A 21,329-nucleotide genomic window follows, 5' to 3' on the forward strand; every position below is an offset into this window, starting at 1 on the left:
TGCCTCAGGTGTGCTGGTTCATCTGAGGCCGATTCACTTTGCCGCTCCTTTGGTGGGCTTTTGTCCGCACCTTTCTTTGCACACACCGAAGGGACACCACCGCGCCACCCCGGTCGCCCTCACCCGGAACCACCGCATCCGGCGCTACGACCCGGAAACCGGCCGCTACACCCCTCCGGACCCCTTCGGCCTCGCTCCCGCGCCGAACCCCGTCGGCGACGTGGACAACCCGAACACCGCGTCAGATCCGATGGGCCTGAAGCCCAAGTGCACGAAGGAGGAGAGGGCACAGAAGCGGATCGACAAGATCCTTGACGATATCCGCGAGGACAACGACATCGTCGTGGTCCATGGGCCCGGCTCCCAGCAGGGCCAGGCCATCACGGCGTACGGGGAGTCGGGCATCAAGGGCGACTCCGGTGCGGAAGCGCTCGGTGGCGGTCCGACGGATACCGGCAGGCCGGTGCCCCCTGAGGACATCATGCAGGGGGCGATTCCCACCGACGGCGGCTGCTGGGCCCCAGCAAGGCAGATCGGATGAGGCGGGAATGACCATGAAACTGTCGTTCGGCGGAGACTGGCGTGCAACGGTGACGGACGACCCTCTGCACTTCATCCCCCGCTTCACAGGCGACTCCGTGGATGTGGCGCAGTACGTGGACGTGAAGGCGCGTGAGCGGTTCCTCTCGAACACCTTCGGCAGCCAGGACCGGCTGTGGCCGACGAGCGATGAGACTTGTGCTCGACGGCGACTGGAACGCAACGGTGACGGGCGATCCACTGCGCCCGATCTGCCGAGATTCCAAGGTGACCCGAAACAAAAACCCCAGGTCAAATGCTTGACCTGGGGTTCACTATGGAGCCGCTTTCGGGATTCGAACCCGAGACCTACGCATTACGAGTGCGTTGCTCTGGCCATCTGAGCTAAAGCGGCGCGCTGGCCGCACCTATGGTGCGATCAGCAACGTCGGTAAGTCTACACAGTTTCCGGGGGTGCTTCGTACACGCCCCGGAGCGTGGGGTCCGGGGCGGGCGCGAGGGGCTATGAGCAGCGTTTTCCGTGGGCCGGCGGGGTGCCGTGGAGCAGGTAGGTGTCGATCGCCGAGTCGATGCAGGTGCTGCCGCGGCCGTAGGCGGTGTGGCCGTCGCCGACGTAGGTCAGCAGGCGGCCCGAGGAGAGCTGGCGGGCGAGGGACTCGGCCCAGCGGTAGGGGGTCGCCGGGTCGCGGGTGGTGCCGACGACCACGATGGGAGCCGCGCCCTTCGCCTCGATGCGATGCGGCTCACCCATGGCCTTCACCGGCCAGTACGCGCAGTTCAGCGCGGCCCAGGCCAGACCGGCGCCGAAGACCGGGGACGCCTTCTCGAACTCGGGCAGGGCCTTCTCCACCTGCTCGGGGCCGGTGAAGGCGGGCGGCAGGTCGAGGCAGTTCACGGCGGCGTTGGCCATCATCAGGTTGCTGTAGTGGCCGTTCGCGTCGCGTTCGTAGTAGCTGTCGGAGAGGGCGAGCAGGCCCGCGCCGTCGTTCTTCTTCATCGCCGAGGCCAGCGCCTCGCGCAGCTGACCCCAGGTCGTCTGGTCGTACATCGCCGCGATCACCCCGGTGGTGGCCAGCGGCTCACCGAGCTTGCGGTGGTCGCCCGCGGGGATGGGATGGGCGTCCAGCTTGCGGAAGAAGGCCGTGAGGTGGTCGCCGACCTGCGCGGGTGTCGTGCCCTTGCCGCCGAGCGGGCAGTCGGACTGCCGTACGCAGTCCTTCGCGAAGGCCTGGAACGCCGTCTCGAAGCCGGCCGTCTGCTCCAGGTTCAGCTCGCGGGCGTCGAGGTCCGGGTTCATCGCACCGTCCAGCACCACGCGGCCCACCCGGTGCGGGAACAGGCCGGCGTACGTCGCTCCGAGGAAGGTGCCGTATGACGCGCCGACGTAGTTCAGCTTCGGGTCGCCCAGCACCGCCCGCAGGATGTCCATGTCCCGGGCCGCCTCGACGGTGGACACGTGCCGCAGCAGCCGCGCCGAATGCGCCCCGCAGCTCTCGGCGAAGTGCTGGTACTCCCCGACCAGCGTGTTCGTCTCCGCCCGGTCGTCGGGGGTGTTGTCCGTCTGTGTGTAGGTGTCCATCTGGCGGCCGCCCAGGCATTCGACCGGCTCGCTGCGGGCGACACCCCGCGGGTCCATCGCGACCATGTCGTAACGGGCGCGGACCCCGGCGGGATACCCGATGCCCGCGTACTGCTGGAGGTAGTCGATCGCCGAGCCGCCCGGGCCGCCCGGGTTGACCAGCAGCGAGCCGAGCGGCTTGCCCTTGCCGGTGGCCTTCTTGCGGGCGACGGCGAGCCGGATGTCACCCGCGCCGGGCTTGGCGTAGTCCAGCGGGGCCTTCATCGTGGCGCACTGGAAGCCCGGGGCACCACAGCTGCGCCAGCGCAGGTGCTGCTCGTAGTACGGCGACAGCGCCGACGGCGTGGCATGCGGCAGCGCGGCAAGCGCCGCCTCCGCCGCGCCACTGGACGACGTGGTCGAGCTCCCGGAGGAACAGGCGGACACGAGCAGCGCGACGGCCGCGAGCAGGGTGCCCGTGACACGCGCGGTCGCCCGGGTTCGGGTGCGGGTCCGAGGTCCGGTTCCGGTCCGGCGGTTCCGGCGGGGGGATGGCCAGGTCTGCATCAGGCGAGCGTAACGCTGTGCGATGAAGCGGGTGCGATGTGTGCGGGTGGTGGCCTCGTACGGGGGACGCGGCGCGTCAACCACCGTACGCCCGGTTCACCCCGCCCGCAGGGCCATCGTCATCGCCTCCACCGCCAGCAGCGGGGCCACATTGCGGTCCAGCGCCTCCCGGCAGGCGGCGATCGCCTCGATGCGCCGGAGTGTGGACTCCGGGCTGCTGCCGCGCGCCAGCCGGTCCAGGGCGTCCCCGGCGTCCCCGTTGGCGATCGCGACCCGGGAACCGAGCTGGAGTGCGAGGACATCGCGGTAGAAGCCGGTCAGGTCACCGAGGGCGACATCCAGGCTGTCGCGCTGCGTGCGGGTTCTGCGGCGCTTCTGCATGTCCTCCAGGTCCTTCATGACGCCCGCCGTGCCGCGCGGCAGCCGACCGCCCTGGGTCGCGCCCAGCGCCGCCTTCAGCTCCTCGGTCTCCTTGCCGTCCATCTCCTCCGCGAGCTGTTTGGCGTCCTCGGCGGCCGCGTCGACCAGTTCCTGGGCCGCTCTGAGGCAGGCGCCCACCTCGTCCAGGCGCAGCGGGAGCTTGAGCACGGCGGCGCGGCGCTCGCGGGCGGCCGGATCGGTGGCCAGACGGCGGGCCCGGTCGACATGGCCCTGGGTGGCGCGGGCGGTGGCCGCGGCGATCTCCGGTTCGATCCCGTCACGGCGTACGAGCGTGTCGGCGACCGCGTCGACCGAGGGCGTACGCAGGATCAGGTGGCGGCAGCGGGAGCGGATCGTGGGCAGGACGTCCTCGACGGAGGGGGCGCACAGCAGCCAGACCGTGCGGGGGGCGGGCTCCTCGACCGCCTTGAGGACGGCGTTGGCCGACTTCTCGTTCAGCCGCTCGGCGTCCTCGACCAGGATGATCTGCCAGCGGCCGTTCGCCGGGGCGGTGAACGACTTGCGGACCGTGTCCCGCATGTCCCTCACCAGGATCTCGGAGCCGACGGCGGCGACGGTGGTGACGTCCGCGTGCGTGCCGAGCAGCGCGGTGTGGCAGCCGTCGCAGAAGCCGCAGCCGGGGGTCCCGCCGAGGGCGCGGTCGGGGCTCACGCACTGCAGGGCCGCGGCGAAGGCCCGTGCCGCCTGGTTCCGCCCCGCGCCGGGCGGGCCCGTGAACAGCCAGGCATGGGTCATCTTCGACGACTCCGGCAGCGGCTCGGCCGCCGCGGCGGCCGTGACGAGGGCGTCGGCGTCCCGCGCGGCGGCGTCGAGCACCGCGCTCACCTTCTCCTGCCCGACGAGGTCGTCCCACACGGTCATGGGTCACGCCGCCCTTCCGTCACACTCCGCGTTCCGGAATCCATTGTGCGGGTCGGGACTGACAACGCCGACAGCGCGGGGCGGCGTCCCTCGGTGCACAGAGCTTGGGGCAGCGTCCCTTATTGCACAGTGCGAGGCGGCGTCCCTCGGTGCACAGAGCTTGGGGCAGCGTCCCTCATTGCACAGAGCGGGGCGGCGTCCCCCGGTGCTCCGACGGGCGCCGCCCCCTGCTGTCTTCTCGTTCGGCCGCGGTGACCGCGGCCCGGGAGCCGTTCGGCTCCGGCGGCCTCAGCCGCGGCGACCGCGGTTGCGGCCCTGCCGGCCCTGGTCCTCACCGGCGTCCCCGCGCTCCTGCTCGTCGTACGTGCCGAGCAGCTCGTCCGCCAGCGTCGGCAGATCGTCCAGGGGGGTCTCCTCGGCCCAGTCGGGCCGCGGCCGGCGGCGGGGCGTGCCCTCGGCGTCGACCTGGGGCATCTCGCGCGTACGTCCCTCGGAGCCGTCGGGGCCCGCCGCGGGCCGCTCGTCCCGGAAGAAGCCGGACGGGAGCCGGTCCGCCGGGTCGTCACCCCGTCCCCGTACGGGCGGCAGTACGGCGGTCTCCTCGGCGGACACGGCAGGCAGCACCGCGGTCTCGTCGGCCGCGCCCGGAGCCACCGGCGGCAGCACCGCCGTCTCGTCCGCCGCGCCGGGGGCGGAAGGCGGCTGCGGCAGCTCGGCCGTCACCTCGGAGTCGGAGCCGGAGCGGGAGCCCGAGCCGGCCGGGCGGGCGTTTCCGGCGCGCTCCTCGCGCACCGGCCGCAGCACCGTCGTCTCCTCCACGCCCGGAGAGACGACCGGTGTCGGAACCGTCTCCTCGGCACCGCGCGGCGGCGTCCCGCCCGCACCCGGCGACACCACCGGCGTCGGCACGGTCATCGCGTCCGCCGTCACGCCCGGCGCCGTCGGCCGCGGAGTACTGGGCCGACGGGCCGCCGCGTCGGCCGCCACCGCGGCCTCGGCCGCCTGACGGCGGGCCTCCTCGGCGCGCAGCAGGGCCTCCTCGGCCTTGCGCTGCTTCTCCAGGCGCTGTGCCTCGGCCTCGGCGCGCAGCCGGGCCTGCCGCGCCTCCTCCTCGGCGCGCACCCGGGCCTCTTCCTCGGCCTGCCTGCGCCGCTGCTCCTCCTCGGCCCTGCGACGGGCCTCCTCCTCGGCGCGGGCCTTCTCCTCCGCGAGCAGCCGGAGCCGCTCCTCCTCCGCGCGCCGGGCGGCTTCCTCGGCCCGCAGCCGGGCCTCCTCCGCCTGTCGCTCGGCCTCGCGGCGCTGCGCCTCCTCCAGCTCGCGGCGCTTGCGCTCCTCCTCCTCGGCGCGCAGCTTGGCGAGCTGCTCCTGGCGCTCGCGCTCCAGGCGCTCCTCCTCGGCCTTGCGCGCGGCCTCTTCCTCGGCCTTGCGGCGGGCCTCCTCCTCGGCCTTCTTCCGCGCCTCCTCCTGGGCCTTGACCTCGGCCTCGGACAGCGGCAGCACGGTGTCGAGCCGATGCCGGATCACGGTGGTGACGGCCTCCGGCTCCTGCCCGGCGTCCACGACCAGGTAGCGGCCGGGGTCGGAGGCGGCGAGCGTGAGGAAACCGGCCCGCACGCGCGCGTGGAACTCGGCCGGCTCCGACTCCAGCCGGTCCGGTGCCTCGGTGAACCGCTCGCGGGCGGCCTCGGGCGCGACGTCCAGCAGGACGGTGAGGTGCGGGACGAGCCCGTTGGTGGCCCAGCGGTTGATGCGGGCGATCTCGGTCGGGGACAGGTCGCGGCCACCGCCCTGGTAGGCGACGGACGAGTCGATGTAGCGGTCCGAGATGACGACCGCGCCGCGCTCCAGGGCGGGCCGTACGACGGTGTCGACGTGCTCGGCCCGGTCGGCCGCGTACAGCAGCGCCTCCGCGCGGTGCGACAGGCCGGCCGAGGACACGTCCAGCAGGATCGAGCGCAGCCGCTTGCCCACGGGGGTGGCCCCCGGCTCGCGAGTGAGCACGACCTCGTGGCCCTTCGCGCGGATCCACTCCGCGAGGGCCTCGGCCTGGGTGGACTTGCCGGCGCCGTCGCCGCCCTCCAGAGCGATGAAGAAGCCGCCTGTCGCGGGCGCCTCGACCGGGTCGTCGCCGCCGAGCAGCGCATCCTTGAGGTCCTGCCGCAGCGGGATGCCGGAACGGTCGTCGACCTTGGCGAGCACCAGCGCGGCCACCGGCAGCAGCAGCGCGCCCACCAGCATCAGCGTGAACGAGGCGCCGCCGTGCGCGAAGACGAACCGGCCGTTCTCCAGCCGGTGGCGGCCGATGAGCCCCGCGACCACGGGCGCGATCAGCACGCCGAGCGCGATGAAGACCCGTACCACCGCGTGCAGGTGTTCGGTGACGCGCGCCCTGCGGTATTCCTCGGTCTCCTGGTCGAGCAGAGCGTGCCCGGTGTTCGCGGCCACGCCGGCGGCGATGCCGGCCAGCGTGACGATCAGCAGCACGGTGGTGACGTCCGGGACGAGTCCGGCGGCCAGCAGGGCGATGCCGGTGAAGGCGATGGACAGGGCGAGGAGCCGGCGGCGCGAGAGCGAGGGCAGTACCGAGGGCGCCGTACGGATGCCGACGGCGACACCGCCGGCCAGGCCCAGGACCAGCAGGCCGTACAGGACCGGGCCGCCGCCCAGGTCCTTGGCGTGCAGGACGCATACCGCGACCGCGGCGGCGATGGCCCCGGCGACGGCGGCGCAGGCCGGCACGAGCAGCGGGATGGCGCCCGTACGGCCCTTGTCGACGCCCGTGCCGGTGCGGGGACGGCGCAGGCCCTCCAGCGGGGACCGCGCGCGCGGGGTGCGCGCGTCGGGCAGCTCCAGGAAGGTCAGCACGGACAGGGACGCGGCGAACAGTCCGGCCGCCACGTACGAGCCGAGGGCCGCCTGGTGCTGGTCGAACCAGGCCACTCCGATGCCCAGCAGGTTGTTCAGCAGGGAGGCGACGACCAGGGCGGCGGCGGCCAGCGGGACCGCCAGGAAGCTGGTGCGCAGCGCAAGCCGGCGCAGGGTGTCCAGGTGGTCAGGCAGCGGCCGTACCGTGGCCCCCTCCAGGGGCGGGGCGGGCAGCAGGGCGGGGGCCGCGCTCTCCCGGCAGACCGTCCACAGGCGCTCGGCGACACCGGTGACGAAGACGGTGACCAGCAGGATCGCGAGCGCGTTGTCCGGCGTCCAGTCGATCCACAGGGGCGCGATGATCATCAGTACGGCGCGAAGGCCGTCGGCGCCGACCATGGTCCAGCGGCGGTCCAGCGGGCCCTCCTGGGCGGTGAGCGTGGTCACCGGGCCGAGGAGGACGGCTCCGAAGAGCAGGGTGGCGAGGATGCGCACGGCGAAGACGGTCGCCACTGCGAACGCCACTCCGCGGTAACCGCCGCCGAAGGATCCCTCGGCGATGGCCGCCTGGAGGGCGAAGAGGACCAGCACGAGGAGCGCGAGGGTGTCACCGACACCGCTCACGAGCTGCGCGCTCCACAGGCGCCTCAACTGCGGCCGGCGCAGCAGGGCGCGGACGGCGCGCTCGCGGGAGTCCGCGACGAGGGCGTCGTCAGGTGCTGTGGTGGGGGCCGTTGGCTGCTCGGCTCGCGTCATGCGTTCAGCCTATCCGCAGCCACCGACACGACACCTCGGCCGCCCGGGCGTGTGCACGCCCCGACACCAAAGTGATGCCGGGGCGTTCGTTTCGCGAAGCCGGAGTGGAGGCCGGAACCGAAGACGGTGCCGAGGACGGTGCGGAAGCCGGTGTGACGGAGCCGACGACTCGACGGAGCGTCAGTCCCGCCGAACCGGACGTCACCGGTCCCTCGGACCGGACCGCATCAGTCCCACGAGCCGGACGTCCTCAGTCCTCCGAAGACGTCCCCAGCCCTCCGAAGACGTCCTCAGCCCTGGGAACCGGTCCTGCGAGCCGCGCGACACTCCTCCGAGCCGCGCGGCATTCCTCAGGACCGCGCCTCACTCCTCCGAGCCGGAAGCCGTCGCCTTCGAGGCCGTCGCCTTCTTCGCGGTCGTCTTCTTCGCCGTGGTCTTCTTCGCGGCCGCGGTCGTCTTCTTCGCCGCCGTCTTCTTGGCCGCGGTCTTCTTCGCCGGAGCGGCCTTCTTGGCCGTGGCCTTCTTCGCCGTCTTCTTGGCGGGCCCCTTCGCCCGCTTCTCGGCGAGCAGCTCGAAGCCGCGCTCCGGAGTGATCTCTTCCACGCTGTCGCCGGAGCGGAGGGTCGCGTTGGTCTCCCCGTCGGTGACGTAGGGACCGAAGCGGCCGTCCTTGACCACGACCGGCTTTTTGGAGACCGGGTCCTCGCCCAGTTCCTTCAGCGGCGGCTTGGCGGCCGCGCGGCCACGCTGCTTCGGCTGGGCGTAGATCGCCTGCGCCTCCTCCAGCGTGATCGTGAAGAGCTGGTCCTCGGACTGCAGCGACCGCGAGTCCGTGCCCTTCTTCAGGTACGGGCCGTAGCGACCGTTCTGCGCGGTGATCTCCACGCCGTCGGCGTCGGTGCCGACGACGCGCGGCAGCGACATCAGCTTGAGCGCGTCCTCGAGGGTCACCGTGTCCAGCGCCATCGACTTGAAGAGGGAGGCCGTGCGCGGCTTGACCGCGTTCTTGCCCGTCTTCGGGGTGCCCTCGGGGAGGATCTCCGTGACGTACGGGCCGTAGCGGCCGTCCTTGGCGACGATCGGGTGCCCGGTCTGCGGGTCGGTGCCCAGCTCGAAGTCACCGCTCGGCTTGGCCAGCAGCTCCTCGGCCAGCTCGACGCTCAGCTCGTCCGGCGCCAGGTCCTCCGGGATGTCTGCGCGCTGGTGCTGCTCGGTGTCCTTCTCGCCACGCTCGATGTAGGGGCCGTAGCGGCCGACGCGCAGCACGATGTCGTTGCCCACCGGGAACGAGGACACCTCGCGCGCGTCGATCGCGCCCAGGTCGGTCACCAGTTCCTTGAGGCCGCCGAGGTGGTCGCCGTCGCCGTTGCCGGCCTCGGCCGCACCGCCGTGTCCCGTGCCCTCACCGAAGTAGAACCGCTTCAGCCACGGCACGGCCTGCGCCTCGCCGCGGGCGATGCGGTCGAGGTCGTCCTCCATCTTGGCGGTGAAGTCGTAGTCGACGAGCCGCCCGAAGTGCTTCTCCAGGAGGTTGACCACGGCGAAGGACAGGAAGGACGGCACGAGGGCCGTGCCCTTCTTGAACACATAGCCGCGGTCGAGGATCGTGCCGATGATCGACGCGTACGTCGACGGGCGGCCGATCTCGCGCTCTTCCAGCTCCTTGACCAGGGAGGCCTCGGTGTAGCGGGCCGGCGGCTTCGTGGCGTGGCCGTCGACCGTGATCTCCTCGGCGGACAGCGCGTCGCCCTCGGCGACCTGCGGCAGCCTGCGCTCACGGTCGTCCAGCTCGGCGTTCGGGTCGTCGGCACCCTCGACGTAGGCCTTCAGGAAGCCGTGGAAGGTGATCGTCTTGCCGGAGGCGCTGAACTCGACGTCCCGGCCGTCGGCGGCGCTGCCGCCGATCTTCACGGTGACGGAGTTGCCCGTCGCGTCCTTCATCTGGGAGGCGACGGTCCGCTTCCAGATCAGCTCGTAGAGCTTGAACTGGTCGCCGGTCAGGCCGGTCTCCGCCGGGGTGCGGAAACGATCACCCGAGGGACGGATCGCCTCGTGCGCCTCCTGCGCGTTCTTCACCTTGGCGGCGTAGGTGCGCGGCTGCGGGGGCAGGTAGTCGGCGCCGTACAGCTGCGTGACCTGGGCGCGGGCCGCGGCGATCGCGGTGTCGCTCAGCGTCGTGGAGTCCGTACGCATATAGGTGATGTAGCCGTTCTCATACAGCTTCTGGGCGACCTGCATCGTCGCCTTCGCGCCGAAGCCGAGCTTGCGGCTGGCCTCCTGCTGCAGCGTCGTCGTACGGAACGGGGCGTACGGCGAGCGGCGGTACGGCTTGGACTCGACGGACCGGACGGAGAAGCGGGTGTTCTCCAGGGCGGCGGCGAGGGCGCGGGCGTTCGCCTCGTCGAGGTGGAGGATGTTCTCGCTCTTGAGCTGTCCCAGGGAGTCGAAGTCGCGGCCCTGCGCGACCCGCCTGCCGTCGACGGTCTGGAGGCGGGCGACCAGCGACGACGGGTCCGACGAATCCCCGGCGCGGCCGGTCGCGAAGGTGCCCGTCAGGTCCCAGTACTCAGCAGAACGGAAAGCGATGCGCTCGCGTTCCCGCTCGACGACGAGCCGGGTCGCGACCGACTGCACACGGCCGGCCGACAGGCGCGGCATGACCTTCTTCCACAGGACCGGCGAGACCTCGTAGCCGTAGAGGCGGTCGAGGATGCGGCGGGTCTCCTGGGCGTCGACCAGCTTCTGGTTGAGCTGGCGCGGGTTGGCGACGGCCTCGCGGATCGCTTCCTTGGTGATCTCGTGGAAGACCATCCGCTTGACCGGGATCTTCGGCTTGAGGACCTCCTGGAGGTGCCAGGCGATCGCCTCGCCCTCCCGGTCCTCATCGGTGGCCAGGAAGAGCTCGTCGGAGTCCTTCAGCAGATCCTTGAGCTTCTTGACCTGCGCCTTCTTGTCGGCGTTGACCACATAGATCGGCTGGAAGTCGTGTTCGACGTCCACACCGAGGCGGCGGACCTCGCCGGTGTACTTCTCGGGCACCTCGGCGGCGCCGTTGGGAAGGTCGCGGATGTGCCCGACGCTCGCTTCGACTACGTAGCCGGGGCCCAGGTAGCCCTTGATCGTCTTCGCCTTGGCAGGCGACTCGACGATGACGAGTCGGCGGCCGCCCTGTGCGGTCTCGCTGGTCGGGGACAACTTCGCTCTTCTCTCCGGTCGAGGCTGGAGCCTCCCCGGGCACCTTCGTCCCGGGGTCGCGGCGTGCTTCTGGCTCGTGTGACGCTGCGGAGTGTGACGGTACATCCCGCCCCCGTGTCAAACGGGAAAAGCCCACAACGGCCACTCGAACGGTAACCCGACTCCCGCCATTCCTGCCGCCCGGAGTCTCCGGCGATCCCCCGACCCCTGTCCGGAGCGTAATGCTCCAGTTACCGTACGACCGCACGGCCGCCGATGTCAGAGGCGGGTGAGGCAGTACGCGCCGAGGGCCAGCGAGACCACCGCGACGGTGCCGGCGAGGGTGACCGATGCGACCCGGCTCACACCCTGGGCCACCGGTTCACCGCGCCGCACCCGGGTGCCGGTCCACACCAGCAGGGCCCCTCCGAACAGGGCGAACACCATTCCCGCGAAGATCGCCGGTCCGCTCTCCATGACCCCGCCCGTCCCTTTCGTGCCGTCCGCCCGTACCCAGCGCGGGGAGAGTGGCACGTACGGGAGACGGACGGGCGACATCAGGGTGAACGGAAGGTCGACGCGATACCGAACGGACACGCGAACGAGACCCTTCGGAGCCGCCACCCGTCTTTTTCCGGCCGTTTTCCCGACCCCGGCGCGCCCCTGCCCGTGCCACCGGCATACGTCAGTGATCCGAGCAGCGGGATACGTCGGTGACCCGGACACCGGGATACGTCGGTGATCCGGACACCGGCATACGTCGGTGACCCGGACACCGGGATACGTCGGTGATCCGGACAGCGGTACTGCGGCCCGGGTAGCCGGGGTACGGCGACCTGCCCGGCCGCCGTACCGCGCCTCACACCACCGGTTCCAGGAAGCCCTGCTCCACCAGCAGCCGGATCTGCGCGGGCGTTCGGTCGCGCAGCAACACGGGGTCCTCGCCGACGAGTTGGGCGATGGCGTTCAGGATGCGCCCGGCGCTCAGCGTGCCGTCGCACACGCCCGCGAAGCCTGCGCCGACCGTGTCCACCTTCGTGGCGCGGCGCATCCCGCGGTGCTGGCGCAGCACCACGTGCTCCGGGTCCTCGGCGCCGGGCAGCCCGACCTGCTCCTGGACCACCTCGGCGGTCAGCCTGAAGTGGCCTTCGAGCAGGGCCGCGTCGTCGTGCTCCCGGAGGTAGTCGAGGCGGTCGAAGTGCGCCCGGATCGCCTCCCCCAGCGGCTGTTCGACCGGGTGCGGCCACTCCTCCACGGTGACCGAGGGCTCGGCGGCCCCCGTCCTGCGCAGGGTGATCCACCCGAAGCCGACGGCCTTGACCTTGCGCGCCTCGAACTCGTCGAGCCAGGCGTCGTAGTGCGCCTGGTACTCCGCGGGGTCCTGGCGGTGGTCACCGGCGTCCCTGAGCCACAGCTCGGCGTACTGCGTGACGTCCTGCACCTCGCGCTGCACGATCCAGGCATCGCACCCGCGCGGCACCCACGACCTGATCCTGTCCTGCCAGTCCTCCCCCGCGACGTGCTGCCAGTTGGCGAGGAACTGCGCGAACCCGCCCTCGTTCAGCCGTTCCCCCGCCTGCTGAACGAGCGAGCGGCACAGATCGTCCCCGCCCATTCCGCCGTCTCGGTACGTCAGACGGGCGCCCGGCGAGATCACGAAGGGCGGGTTGGACACGATCAGATCGAACGTCTCGTCGTCCCGGACCGGCTCGAACAGCGAGCCCTCCCGCAGATCGGCGGCCGGCGCGCCGGAGAGCGCCAGCGTGAGCGCGGTGATGTGCAGCGCGCGCGGGTTGAGGTCGGTGGCCGTCACGCGCGTGGCGTGCCGGGAGGCGTGCAGCGCCTGGATGCCGGAGCCGGTGCCGAGGTCGAGCGCCGAAGCCACGGGCGTACGGACGGTGATGCCGGCGAGGGTCGTGGAGGCACCGCCGACGCCCAGCACGACGGCTGTGTCCGCCTGGCGGCCTCGCTGCCCGATACCGCCCGCCCCGCCGACCGCGCAGCCCAGGTCGGACACGATGAACCAGTCCTCGCCGTCGGCACCGCCGTAGGGCCGCACGTCGACGGTCGCGGCCACCTCGTCGCCGCCCACGCGCACGAGCCACCCGCTCTCCAGGGCCTCCTCGACCGGCAGAACGGCCGCCACGCGCGCGTGGGGCACCGGCTGCTGGAGCAGGAAGAGCCGTACGAGCGTCTCCAGCGGTGTGTCGCCGCGGGTCGCCCGGAGCGCGGGCACGGTCTCGCTGCGGGCCAGCGCCGCATAGGCGGGGGCGCCGAGCAGATCGAGCAGCCCGTCGGCGGTGAAGGAGGTGGCGAGCAGGGCGTCGCGCAGGCGTGCGGCGACGTCGGGCCGGTCGGTGGCGGGCAGGGGGGCGAGGCCGGTGTCAGTCACGCCCCCCATTGTGGCCCGCGACGGCCGCCCGGGGCTGCCTCAGCGCGGGCCGCCGGCAGATGTCAGCCGGCCCATGTCACCCGGCCGACGCCGACCGACCGGTGCCGGCCCGGCCCGTGTCGGCCGGTCGGTGCCAGTCGGCCCGTGTCGGCCGCTCGGTGCCAGTCGGCCCGTGTCGGCCGCTCGGTGCCGGTCGGCCCATGCCGACCGTTCGATATCAGCTGCGGCCCATGCCGGCCGGCAGATGTCAGCCGGCCGGCGACGAGGCCGATGCCGACGCGGCCACCTGGCAGCTGGGCTGCTTCGCGATCGCCGCCTTGACGTCGCCCTGCTCCAGCCGCTTGAGCGCCTCGGTGCCGCTGTTGCTCTGCTGGCCGATCTCCTTCGTCTGGTCGGCGACGTCGTGCAGGCCCTTGGCGAACTTGCCCTGGTCCTTGGTGTCGAGTCCGTCGACCTTCTTCTTCAGGTCGGCGTACGAGGAGGAGAGGCCGCTGAGGTTCTTGGCGGCGTCCTGCTCCCGCTTGGCGCCGTCGGACACCCCGGGGGGCGCCCCGGCGCTGCTGATGGCCGCGGCGATCGCCTTGTAGCCGTCGGCCATGTCCTGGAAGGCCTGCGAGTACGTTTCCTTGGCGGTCTTGGGCGGGAGGTTGCTGTCCGTGGCGATCTTGGCGATCGACGCGTTCGCCGCCCTGATCTTCGCGTCCTGCGCGGGCACCGCGTCACACACCGTCTTGGCCCAGGCCACCAGCTTGGGATCGGGTCCGCTGTCCTTCTTGCTGCTGCACCCCGACAGTGCCACTACCAGTACCGCACCGCCGGACAGTGCGGCCGCGAGCTTCTTGTTCACCGGATCGGTCCCTTCCATGGCTCTCGGCCCCCGGAATCTACACGGCGGACCGAGACCCTCCCCATGCCGGACGGTACATAAGTCAGTTTTTGTGACTCTTTACACCTTGAGAGAGAAGGCTCACGACGTGGCCGAGCCCACACAGGGAGACGGGCGGGCGGCACGTCAGTACGTGCCGCCCGCCCGTCCGTTGGACAGACCCCGTTAAGGCGGTCTACGAAACCACCGCCGGATCGGGTGAGTTGGCCACCCGCTCCGCGCTCTCCTCGTCGCCGACGGCGATGCCGCGCCTCTTGGACACGTACACCGAGACGACGATCACCAGAAGCGCGAGGACCGCGATCGCGATCCGTACGCCGAGGTTCTTGTCACTGCCGTAGGAGAACTTGATCACCGCGGGCGCGATGAGCAGCGAGACCAGGTTCATGACCTTCAGCAGCGGGTTGATCGCCGGTCCCGCGGTGTCCTTGAAGGGGTCACCGACCGTGTCACCGATCACTGTGGCCGCGTGAGCCTCGCTGCCCTTGCCGCCGTGATGACCGTCCTCCACCAGTTTCTTGGCGTTGTCCCACGCCCCTCCGGAGTTGGCCAGGAACACCGCCATCAGCGTGCCGGCGCCGATGGCGCCCGCGAGGTAGGAGCCGAGCGCGCCGACACCGAGCGTGAACCCGATGAAGATCGGCGCCATGACGGCGAGCAGACCGGGCGTGGCCAGCTCGCGCAGGGCGTCCTTGGTGCAGATGTCGACGACACGCCCGTACTCGGGCTTCTCGGTGTAGTCCATGATCCCGGGGTGCTCGCGGAACTGCCGCCGCACCTCGTAGACCACCGAACCGGCCGAGCGCGACACCGCGTTGATGGCGAGTCCGGAGAAGAGGAAGACGACCGCGGCACCCGCGATCAGGCCGACGAGGTTGTTGGGCTGCGAGATGTCCAGCGACAGGCTCAGCGGGGCGCCGGGCCCGGTGAGCTTCGCCCCCACGTCCTGCACGTTGGTGGTGATCGCGTCCCGGTACGACCCGAACAGCGCCGAGGCCGCGAGGACGGCGGTGGCGATCGCGATGCCCTTGGTGATGGCCTTGGTGGTGTTGCCGACCGCGTCCAGGTTGGTGAGCACCTGTGCGCCCGCGCCCTCGACGTCGCCGGACATCTCGGCGATGCCCTGCGCGTTGTCGGAGACCGGCCCGAAGGTGTCCATGGCGACGATCACGCCCACCGTGGTGAGCAGGCCGGTGCCGGCCAGGGCGACCGCGAACAGCGCCAGCATGATCGACGTGCCGCCGAGCAGGAACGCGCCGTACACGCCGAGCCCGATGAGCAGGGCGGTGTAGACGGCCGATTCCAGACCCAGCGAGATGCCGGAGAGGACCACGGTGGCCGGACCGGTGAGGGAGGTCTTGCCGATGTCCCTGACCGGGCGGCGGCTGGTCTCGGTGAAGTAGCCGGTCAGCTGCTGGATCACGGCGGCCAGCACGATGCCGATGGCCACCGCGACCAGGGCGAGCAGGCGCGGGTCGCCGTCCTTGCTCCGGATGGCCGCGTCGGTGACTCCGTCGAGGTCGGAGTACTTCGAGGGCAGGTAGACCCAGACCGCCACCGCGACCAGCACGAGGGAGATCACCGCGGAGATGAAGAAGCCGCGGTTGATCGCCGTCATGCCGCTGCGGTCGGTGCGCCGCGGGGCGACCGCGAAGATGCCGATCATGGCGGTGAGCACACCGATCGCGGGCACCAGCAGCGGGAAGGCGAGCCCGGAGTCGCCGAACGCGACCTTGCCGAGGATCAGCGCGGCCACCAGGGTGACGGCGTACGACTCGAACAGGTCGGCTGCCATGCCCGCGCAGTCGCCGACGTTGTCGCCCACATTGTCGGCGATGGTCGCGGCATTGCGCGGGTCGTCCTCCGGAATGCCCTGCTCGACCTTTCCGACCAGGTCGGCGCCGACGTCGGCGGCCTTGGTGAAGATGCCGCCGCCCACACGCATGAACATCGCGATCAGGGCGGCCCCGAGGCCGAAGCCTTCGAGCACCTTCGGTGCGTCGGCCGCGTACACCAGCACCACACAGGAGGCGCCCAGCAGGCCGAGCCCCACCGTGAACATGCCGACGACGCCGCCCGTGCGAAACGCGATCTTCATCGCGGTGTGCGAGACGGTGGTGAGATCCTTTTCGGGTTCGCCTTCGGCCGGGGTGGCTTCCCGGGCCGCCGCGGCGACGCGCACATTGCTGCGCACGGCCAGCCACATGCCGATATAGCCGGTGGCCGCCGAGAAGAGGGCACCGATCAGGAAGAACACCGATCGCCCGGCACGCTGATTCCAGTCGTCCGCGGGCAGCAGCAGGAGCAGGAAGAACACGACGACGGCGAATACGCCGAGCGTGCGCAGCTGCCGGGCGAGATACGCCTTGGCACCTTCCTGGACCGCCTCGGCGATCCGTTTCATGCTGTCGGTGCCCTCGCCCGCCGCCAGCACCTGGCGCACCAGGACGCCCGCGACCACGAGCGCGGCCAGGGCGACGGCCGCGATCACCGCCACGATGATCCGGTTGTCGTCGGTCAGGACTGCGGCTGCGAAGGTTGTGGGGTGGCCAAACTGATGAGGGGTAGAAAGCCCCGCCATTCGTCCTCCTTGACGCTTGGGCTGAGCTCAAGATGTGGACGGATTGTAGGTACCCAGCCGTGATCTAAACAGGGCGCGGTAAACGGAATTGGCCTTCTTGTGCTCTTCAGCAAATGATCGAGGTCGAGCCAGGTGGCCCGAAAGTGGTAATGCCTCAAAGGCATTGACGACCACATTGATGCTTGATCAAATTATCAGGGTATTGATCGTGAATTGATTCACGAATTCCCGGGCAGGCCGGAACGGCGCCCGGACACACACGAAGGGCCCTGCTCAGCAGGGCCCTTGCGGTGCACTGTGCACGGTTCCTCAGCGCCGTGTGCGCTGCGTCAGCGGTGTGCGCCGCGTCAGCCGCGTGCGCTACGTCTGCGGTGTGCGCTGCGCCAGACGCGTGCGCTGCGTCAGCGGTGTGCGCTGCGTCAGCGGTGTGCGCTGCGCCAGAGGAGAGCGTCAGTCGAGAGCGCTGCGCCAGACGAGAGCGTCAGACGAGAGCCGCGGCCGGCGGGGCGGTCGGCCAGGTCATGCGGATCAGCCCGCCGCTCTCCCCGGTGGTGACCTCCACGTCGTCCACGAGGCCGCTGATGACCGCGAGGCCCATCTCGTCCTCCTCGGCCTCCACGTCCGCGTCCGCGGCGGCACCACCGGCCACCCGCGCGGCGGGCGCCGCGTGCGGAGCCTCGTCGCCGACCTCGATGGAGAACTGTTTCTCGTCTTCGATCAGCGCGACCTTCACGGGTGCGGTGATGTCATTGCTCTGGTGCAGCCCGACGGCACGGGAACAGGCCTCGCCTACGGCGAGCCGGACCTCGTCCAGGACGGCCTCGTCCACTCCGGCCCTGCGCGCCACCGCTGCCGCCACCAGCCGGGCGGTCCGGACGTGCTCGGGCAGCGCGCTGAAGCGGAGTTCGACGGTGGCCATGCATCCCCCTCGCGACTACGGGCGTGCGGTACGGGGGCGGGGCCGTCGAAGCCCACACCCCCTGATGAACTTCTGGGCCCCGGGCACACCGGCCCGGGGCGGGACCGACCGATGTCCGGACCGACCAGCGGCCCGGACCCGGCTGAACGGCCCTGGGTCAGTCGGTGGCCGCCACCGCTTCGTCCACCGAGGCGTGGATCGGGAACACCTTGGTGAGACCGGTGATACGGAAGATCTTCAGAATGCGCTCCTGGTTGCAGACCAGGCGCAGCGAGCCCTCATGGGCACGCACCCGCTTCAGGCCTCCGACCAGCACGCCGAGCCCGGTGGAGTCGAGGAAGTCCACGCCCTCCATGTCCACGACGAGGTGGAAATTCCCGTCGTTCACCAGCTCGACCAACTGCTCGCGCAGCTTGGGCGCGGTGTATACATCGATTTCGCCACCGACCTCGACGACCGTACGATCGCCGACGGTACGGGTCGACAGGGACAGGTCCACGGATCCTCCAGCACCTTGCTATCGAGCGGTCGCCCCTCGGGCACCTTGGCTTACGGCCCCCGGGACGCATCGCCAGCCGCGATGGCATTCAATCACTTACTGGCAGGCGTGCACGACGCCTTCGCCCCATTGTCCGTCATGCCAGTGACACACTCGGTGCCGATGGCCAAGAATCTCCGATCCGATCGACCCCTGGCGGACCCGGCGTCGCGCCCGTCTCCGGGCACTGTCCTGGACCGGCTCGCCTCCGGGCCGAGCCGCTCCGCGCGCATCACTCATACGGAGCACTTGCCCCCGCGCGCGGGTCGGCATGCCGTCTGGCCTGATCGAATTCGCTCGGAAGTGATCGCGGCCGTGCAGGAGTACGGCATCGAGCACCCCTGGGCCCACCAGGCACTGGCCGCCGAGCACGCCCTGGACGGCGACTCGGTGGTCGTCGCCACCGGCACCGCCTCGGGCAAGTCCCTCGCCTACCTCGTGCCGGTCCTGTCGGCCCTCCTGGACGGCTCCGAGGCCCCCAACGGCCGCGGTGCCACCGCCCTGTACCTCGCCCCCACCAAGGCGCTCGCGGCGGATCAGTGCCGGTCGGTGAAGGAACTTTCACAACCGCTGGGCAACGCGGTGCGCCCGGCCGTGTACGACGGCGACACCCCGTTCGAGGAACGCGAGTGGATCCGCCAGTACGCCAACTACGTCCTCACCAACCCCGACATGCTGCACCGGGGCATATTGCCCTCCCACCCCCGCTGGTCCTCCTTCCTGAAGTCGCTCAAGTACGTCGTCGTCGACGAGTGCCACACCTACCGGGGCGTCTTCGGCTCGCACGTCGCCCAGGTACTGCGCCGCCTGCGCCGCCTGTGCGCGCGCTACGGCGCCTCGCCCGTGTTCCTGCTGGCCTCCGCCACCGCCGCCGAGCCCGCCGTCGCCGCCGGCCGGCTGACGGGGCTGCCGGTGACCGAGGTCGCCGACGACGCCTCGCCGCGCGGGGAACTCGTCTTCGCCCTCTGGGAGCCCCCGCTCACCGAGCTGCACGGCGAGAAGGGCGCACCCGTACGGCGTACCGCCACCGCCGAGACCGCCGACCTGCTGACCGACCTCACCGTGCAGGGCGTGCGCTCGGTCGCCTTCGTGCGCTCCCGGCGCGGCGCCGAGCTGATCTCGGTGATCGCCCAGGAGCGCCTGGCCGAGGTCGACCGCTCGCTCGTCCGGCGTGTCGCGGCCTACCGCGGCGGCTACCTCCCGGAGGAACGCCGTGCCCTGGAACGCGCCCTGCACTCCGGCGAGCTGCTCGGCCTGGCCGCCACGACGGCCCTGGAGCTGGGCGTGGACGTCTCGGGCCTGGACGCGGTGGTGATCGCCGGGTACCCGGGCACACGCGCCTCCCTGTGGCAGCAGGCGGGCCGTGCGGGCCGCTCCGGACAGGGCGCCCTCGCGGTGCTCGTGGCCCGCGACGATCCGCTGGACACCTTCCTCGTCCATCATCCCGAGGCCCTGTTCGCCCAACCGGTGGAATCGACGGTCCTCGACCCCGACAACCCGTACGTCCTCGCCCCTCACCTGTGCGCCGCCGCCGCGGAGATTCCGCTGACCGAGGAGGACCTGGCCCTCTTCGGACCCGCCTGCGAGGAGCTGCTGCCGCAGCTGGAGGCCGCGAAGCTGCTGCGCCGCCGGACGAAGGCCTGGCACTGGACACGCCGGGAGCGGGCCGCCGACCTGACCGACATCCGGGGCGCGGGCGGGCGGCCCGTGCAGGTCGTCGAGGAGGGCACGGGACGTCTGCTCGGCACCGTCGACGCGGGCGCCGCGCACTCCGCGGTGCACGAGGGCGCGGTGCACCTGCACCAGGGCCGCACCTATCTGGTGCGCTCCCTCGACCTGGAGGACTCGGTCGCCCTGGTCGAACAGGCCGATCCGCCGTACTCGACGGTCGCCCGTGACACCACGTCCATCTCCGTCCTGGAGACGGACATCGAGGTGCCGTGGGGCACCGGCCGCCTGTGCTACGGCTCCGTCGAGGTCACCAACCAGGTGGTCTCCTTCCTCCGCAGACGTCTCATCACCGGCGAAGTGCTCGGCGAGACGAAACTCGACCTCCCTCCTCGTACGCTGCGCACCCGCGCGGTCTGGTGGACGGTCACCGAGGACCAGCTGGACGAGGCCCGGATCAACCCGGAGATCCTCGGTGGCGCCCTGCACGCCGCCGAGCACGCCTCGATCGGCATGCTGCCGCTCTTCGCGACCTGCGACCGCTGGGACATCGGCGGCGTCTCGGTCCCGCTTCACCCCGACACCCTCCTGCCGACGGTCTTCGTGTACGACGGCCACCCCGGCGGAGCGGGCTTCGCCGAGCGCGCCTTCCACACCGCCCGCGTCTGGCTCACCGCCACCCGGGAGGCCATCGCCTCCTGCGAATGCGAAGCCGGCTGCCCGTCCTGCATCCAGTCCCCCAAGTGCGGCAACGGCAACGACCCACTGCACAAGAGGGGGGCGGTACGGCTCCTCACGGTGCTGCTGCGGGGGGCGCCGGACGAGCAGCCGGGGCCGGAGCAGGGGCCACACGGCAGTCCGGAGGAGGGACCGGAGCGGGGGCCGGCGGAGGGACCGGACAGGAGTCCGGAGGAGGCACCGGAGCACGGACCACACAGGAAGCCGCAGGAGGGGCCGGACACGGGACCGCACGAGAAGCTGGGCGTGGGGCCGCACGAGGGGACGGACTCGGCACCGCACGAGGTGCTGGACGAGAAGCTGGGCGAGGGACCGGAGGGGGAGCGGGAGGACGGCTGAGCGGTGTGGTGTCCGGGATGGGTGCCTGGCCCGGAAGCACGGACAGCATCGGTCCCGCCGCCATGGCCCCGCCGGCCCCGCTCCGGCTCTGACCTCCGCCACGAACAGCCCCCGCCCCGACACCGCCGTCACGTCCGAGGTCCCCCCACCACCGGCCCCGCCGGCCCCGCTCTGGCCCTGACCTCCGCCACGAACAGCCCCCACCCCGACACCGCCGTCACGTCCGACGTCTCGCCGACGATCGCGCATCGCACCAGCCGCGCCCCCTGGGCCGCCGCCACCCGCCCGGCCCCGGCACAGGCCCGAGCGCCGCCCTCGGCCCAGTGGTCCGCCGCCGCGAGCGCCGCCAGATCCGCGCCGCCGGCCGCCCGGTGCCGGACGACGACGGCATGCCCGAGGGCGAGGACGGCACCGAACACCAGACACAGCACGGCGATCGCTCCAAGGCTCCAGATCGTGGCGGACCCGCGATCCGAACACCGACGGTCACGCAGGCTGCACCTCAC

The 21,329-nt window shown here is 71.5% G+C and carries 12 protein-coding genes, 1 tRNA gene and 1 pseudogene; 2 read left to right on the forward strand and 12 right to left on the reverse strand.

Annotated elements, in window-relative coordinates; all coding sequences use genetic code 11:
- The first annotated feature begins 10 nt into the window (after positions 1 to 10).
- Entirely contained in the window at positions 11 to 541 is a 531-nt protein-coding gene (locus ACZ7P3_RS00480) for a hypothetical protein (RefSeq protein WP_472078150.1), read from the forward strand.
- Between the two features lie 316 nt (positions 542 to 857).
- Here ACZ7P3_RS00480 and ACZ7P3_RS00485 read toward each other — a convergent pair.
- The 11 genes from ACZ7P3_RS00485 to bldG all read right to left on the reverse strand — a co-directional run bounded on the left by ACZ7P3_RS00485 (position 858) and on the right by bldG (position 18,039).
- A tRNA-Thr gene (locus ACZ7P3_RS00485) sits at positions 858 to 934 on the reverse strand.
- Positions 935 to 1,042: 108 nt separating this feature from the next.
- Positions 1,043 to 2,665, reverse strand: a complete 1,623-nt coding sequence (locus ACZ7P3_RS00490) for an alpha/beta hydrolase (RefSeq protein ID WP_472078151.1) — start codon at positions 2,663 to 2,665, stop codon at positions 1,043 to 1,045.
- Positions 2,666 to 2,761: 96 nt separating this feature from the next.
- Positions 2,762 to 3,967: a DNA polymerase III subunit delta' gene (locus ACZ7P3_RS00495; protein WP_472078152.1), complete on the reverse strand. Its 1,206-nt coding sequence runs from the start codon at positions 3,965 to 3,967 to the stop codon at positions 2,762 to 2,764.
- Positions 3,968 to 4,255: 288 nt separating this feature from the next.
- Positions 4,256 to 7,588 (reverse strand): dTMP kinase, encoded by a 3,333-nt coding sequence (gene tmk, locus ACZ7P3_RS00500; protein WP_472078153.1) that lies wholly within the window; start codon positions 7,586 to 7,588, stop codon positions 4,256 to 4,258.
- A gap of 363 nt (positions 7,589 to 7,951) precedes the next feature.
- Positions 7,952 to 10,783 (reverse strand): type I DNA topoisomerase, encoded by a 2,832-nt coding sequence (gene topA / locus ACZ7P3_RS00505; RefSeq protein ID WP_472078154.1) that lies wholly within the window; start codon positions 10,781 to 10,783, stop codon positions 7,952 to 7,954.
- Between the two features lie 258 nt (positions 10,784 to 11,041).
- The gene (locus ACZ7P3_RS00510; protein ID WP_472078155.1) at positions 11,042 to 11,239 is read right to left on the reverse strand and encodes a hypothetical protein; all 198 of its coding nucleotides are present in this window, start codon (positions 11,237 to 11,239) and stop codon (positions 11,042 to 11,044) included.
- A 382-nt stretch (positions 11,240 to 11,621) separates the two neighbouring features.
- Complete coding sequence (locus ACZ7P3_RS00515; protein ID WP_472078156.1) at positions 11,622 to 13,163, reverse strand: DUF7059 domain-containing protein; 1,542 nt, start codon at positions 13,161 to 13,163, stop codon at positions 11,622 to 11,624.
- Between the two features lie 238 nt (positions 13,164 to 13,401).
- Complete coding sequence (locus ACZ7P3_RS00520) at positions 13,402 to 14,001, reverse strand: small secreted protein (RefSeq protein ID WP_472078157.1); 600 nt, start codon at positions 13,999 to 14,001, stop codon at positions 13,402 to 13,404.
- A 214-nt stretch (positions 14,002 to 14,215) separates the two neighbouring features.
- Positions 14,216 to 16,621 carry a sodium-translocating pyrophosphatase gene (locus ACZ7P3_RS00525; RefSeq protein WP_472078158.1) on the reverse strand — a complete coding sequence of 802 codons (2,406 nt, stop codon included), beginning with the start codon at positions 16,619 to 16,621 and terminating at the stop codon, positions 14,216 to 14,218.
- A 481-nt stretch (positions 16,622 to 17,102) separates the two neighbouring features.
- Positions 17,103 to 17,540, reverse strand: coding sequence for an ATP-binding protein (locus ACZ7P3_RS00530; RefSeq protein ID WP_472078159.1), 438 nt, complete (start codon positions 17,538 to 17,540; stop codon positions 17,103 to 17,105).
- Between the two features lie 157 nt (positions 17,541 to 17,697).
- Positions 17,698 to 18,039 (reverse strand): anti-sigma factor antagonist BldG, encoded by a 342-nt coding sequence (gene bldG / locus ACZ7P3_RS00535; protein WP_361119537.1) that lies wholly within the window; start codon positions 18,037 to 18,039, stop codon positions 17,698 to 17,700.
- 81 nt (positions 18,040 to 18,120) lie between these two features.
- Between bldG and ACZ7P3_RS00540 the strand changes: the two are divergent.
- Positions 18,121 to 20,595, forward strand: a pseudogene (locus ACZ7P3_RS00540) (DEAD/DEAH box helicase); the annotation flags it as partial.
- A gap of 356 nt (positions 20,596 to 20,951) precedes the next feature.
- Here the strand turns inward: ACZ7P3_RS00540 and ACZ7P3_RS00545 are convergent.
- Complete coding sequence (locus ACZ7P3_RS00545) at positions 20,952 to 21,317, reverse strand: Rv3654c family TadE-like protein (RefSeq protein WP_472078786.1); 366 nt, start codon at positions 21,315 to 21,317, stop codon at positions 20,952 to 20,954.
- Between the last annotated feature and the right edge of the window lie 12 nt (positions 21,318 to 21,329).

Source organism: Streptomyces sp. NPDC107581, assembly GCF_055657175.1.

Excerpts from the sequence above, each read along its gene's own strand:
- ACZ7P3_RS00490 (WP_472078151.1), bottom strand. The coding sequence starts at position 2,665 with ATGCAGACCTGGCCATCCCCCCGCCGGAACCGCCGGACCGGAACCGGA.
- ACZ7P3_RS00495 (WP_472078152.1), bottom strand. The coding sequence starts at position 3,967 with ATGACCGTGTGGGACGACCTCGTCGGGCAGGAGAAGGTGAGCGCGGTG.
- tmk (WP_472078153.1), bottom strand. The coding sequence starts at position 7,588 with ATGACGCGAGCCGAGCAGCCAACGGCCCCCACCACAGCACCTGACGAC.
- ACZ7P3_RS00510 (WP_472078155.1), bottom strand. The coding sequence starts at position 11,239 with ATGGAGAGCGGACCGGCGATCTTCGCGGGAATGGTGTTCGCCCTGTTC.
- ACZ7P3_RS00515 (WP_472078156.1), bottom strand. The coding sequence starts at position 13,163 with ATGGGGGGCGTGACTGACACCGGCCTCGCCCCCCTGCCCGCCACCGAC.
- ACZ7P3_RS00525 (WP_472078158.1), bottom strand. The coding sequence starts at position 16,621 with ATGGCGGGGCTTTCTACCCCTCATCAGTTTGGCCACCCCACAACCTTC.
- ACZ7P3_RS00530 (WP_472078159.1), bottom strand. The coding sequence starts at position 17,540 with ATGGCCACCGTCGAACTCCGCTTCAGCGCGCTGCCCGAGCACGTCCGG.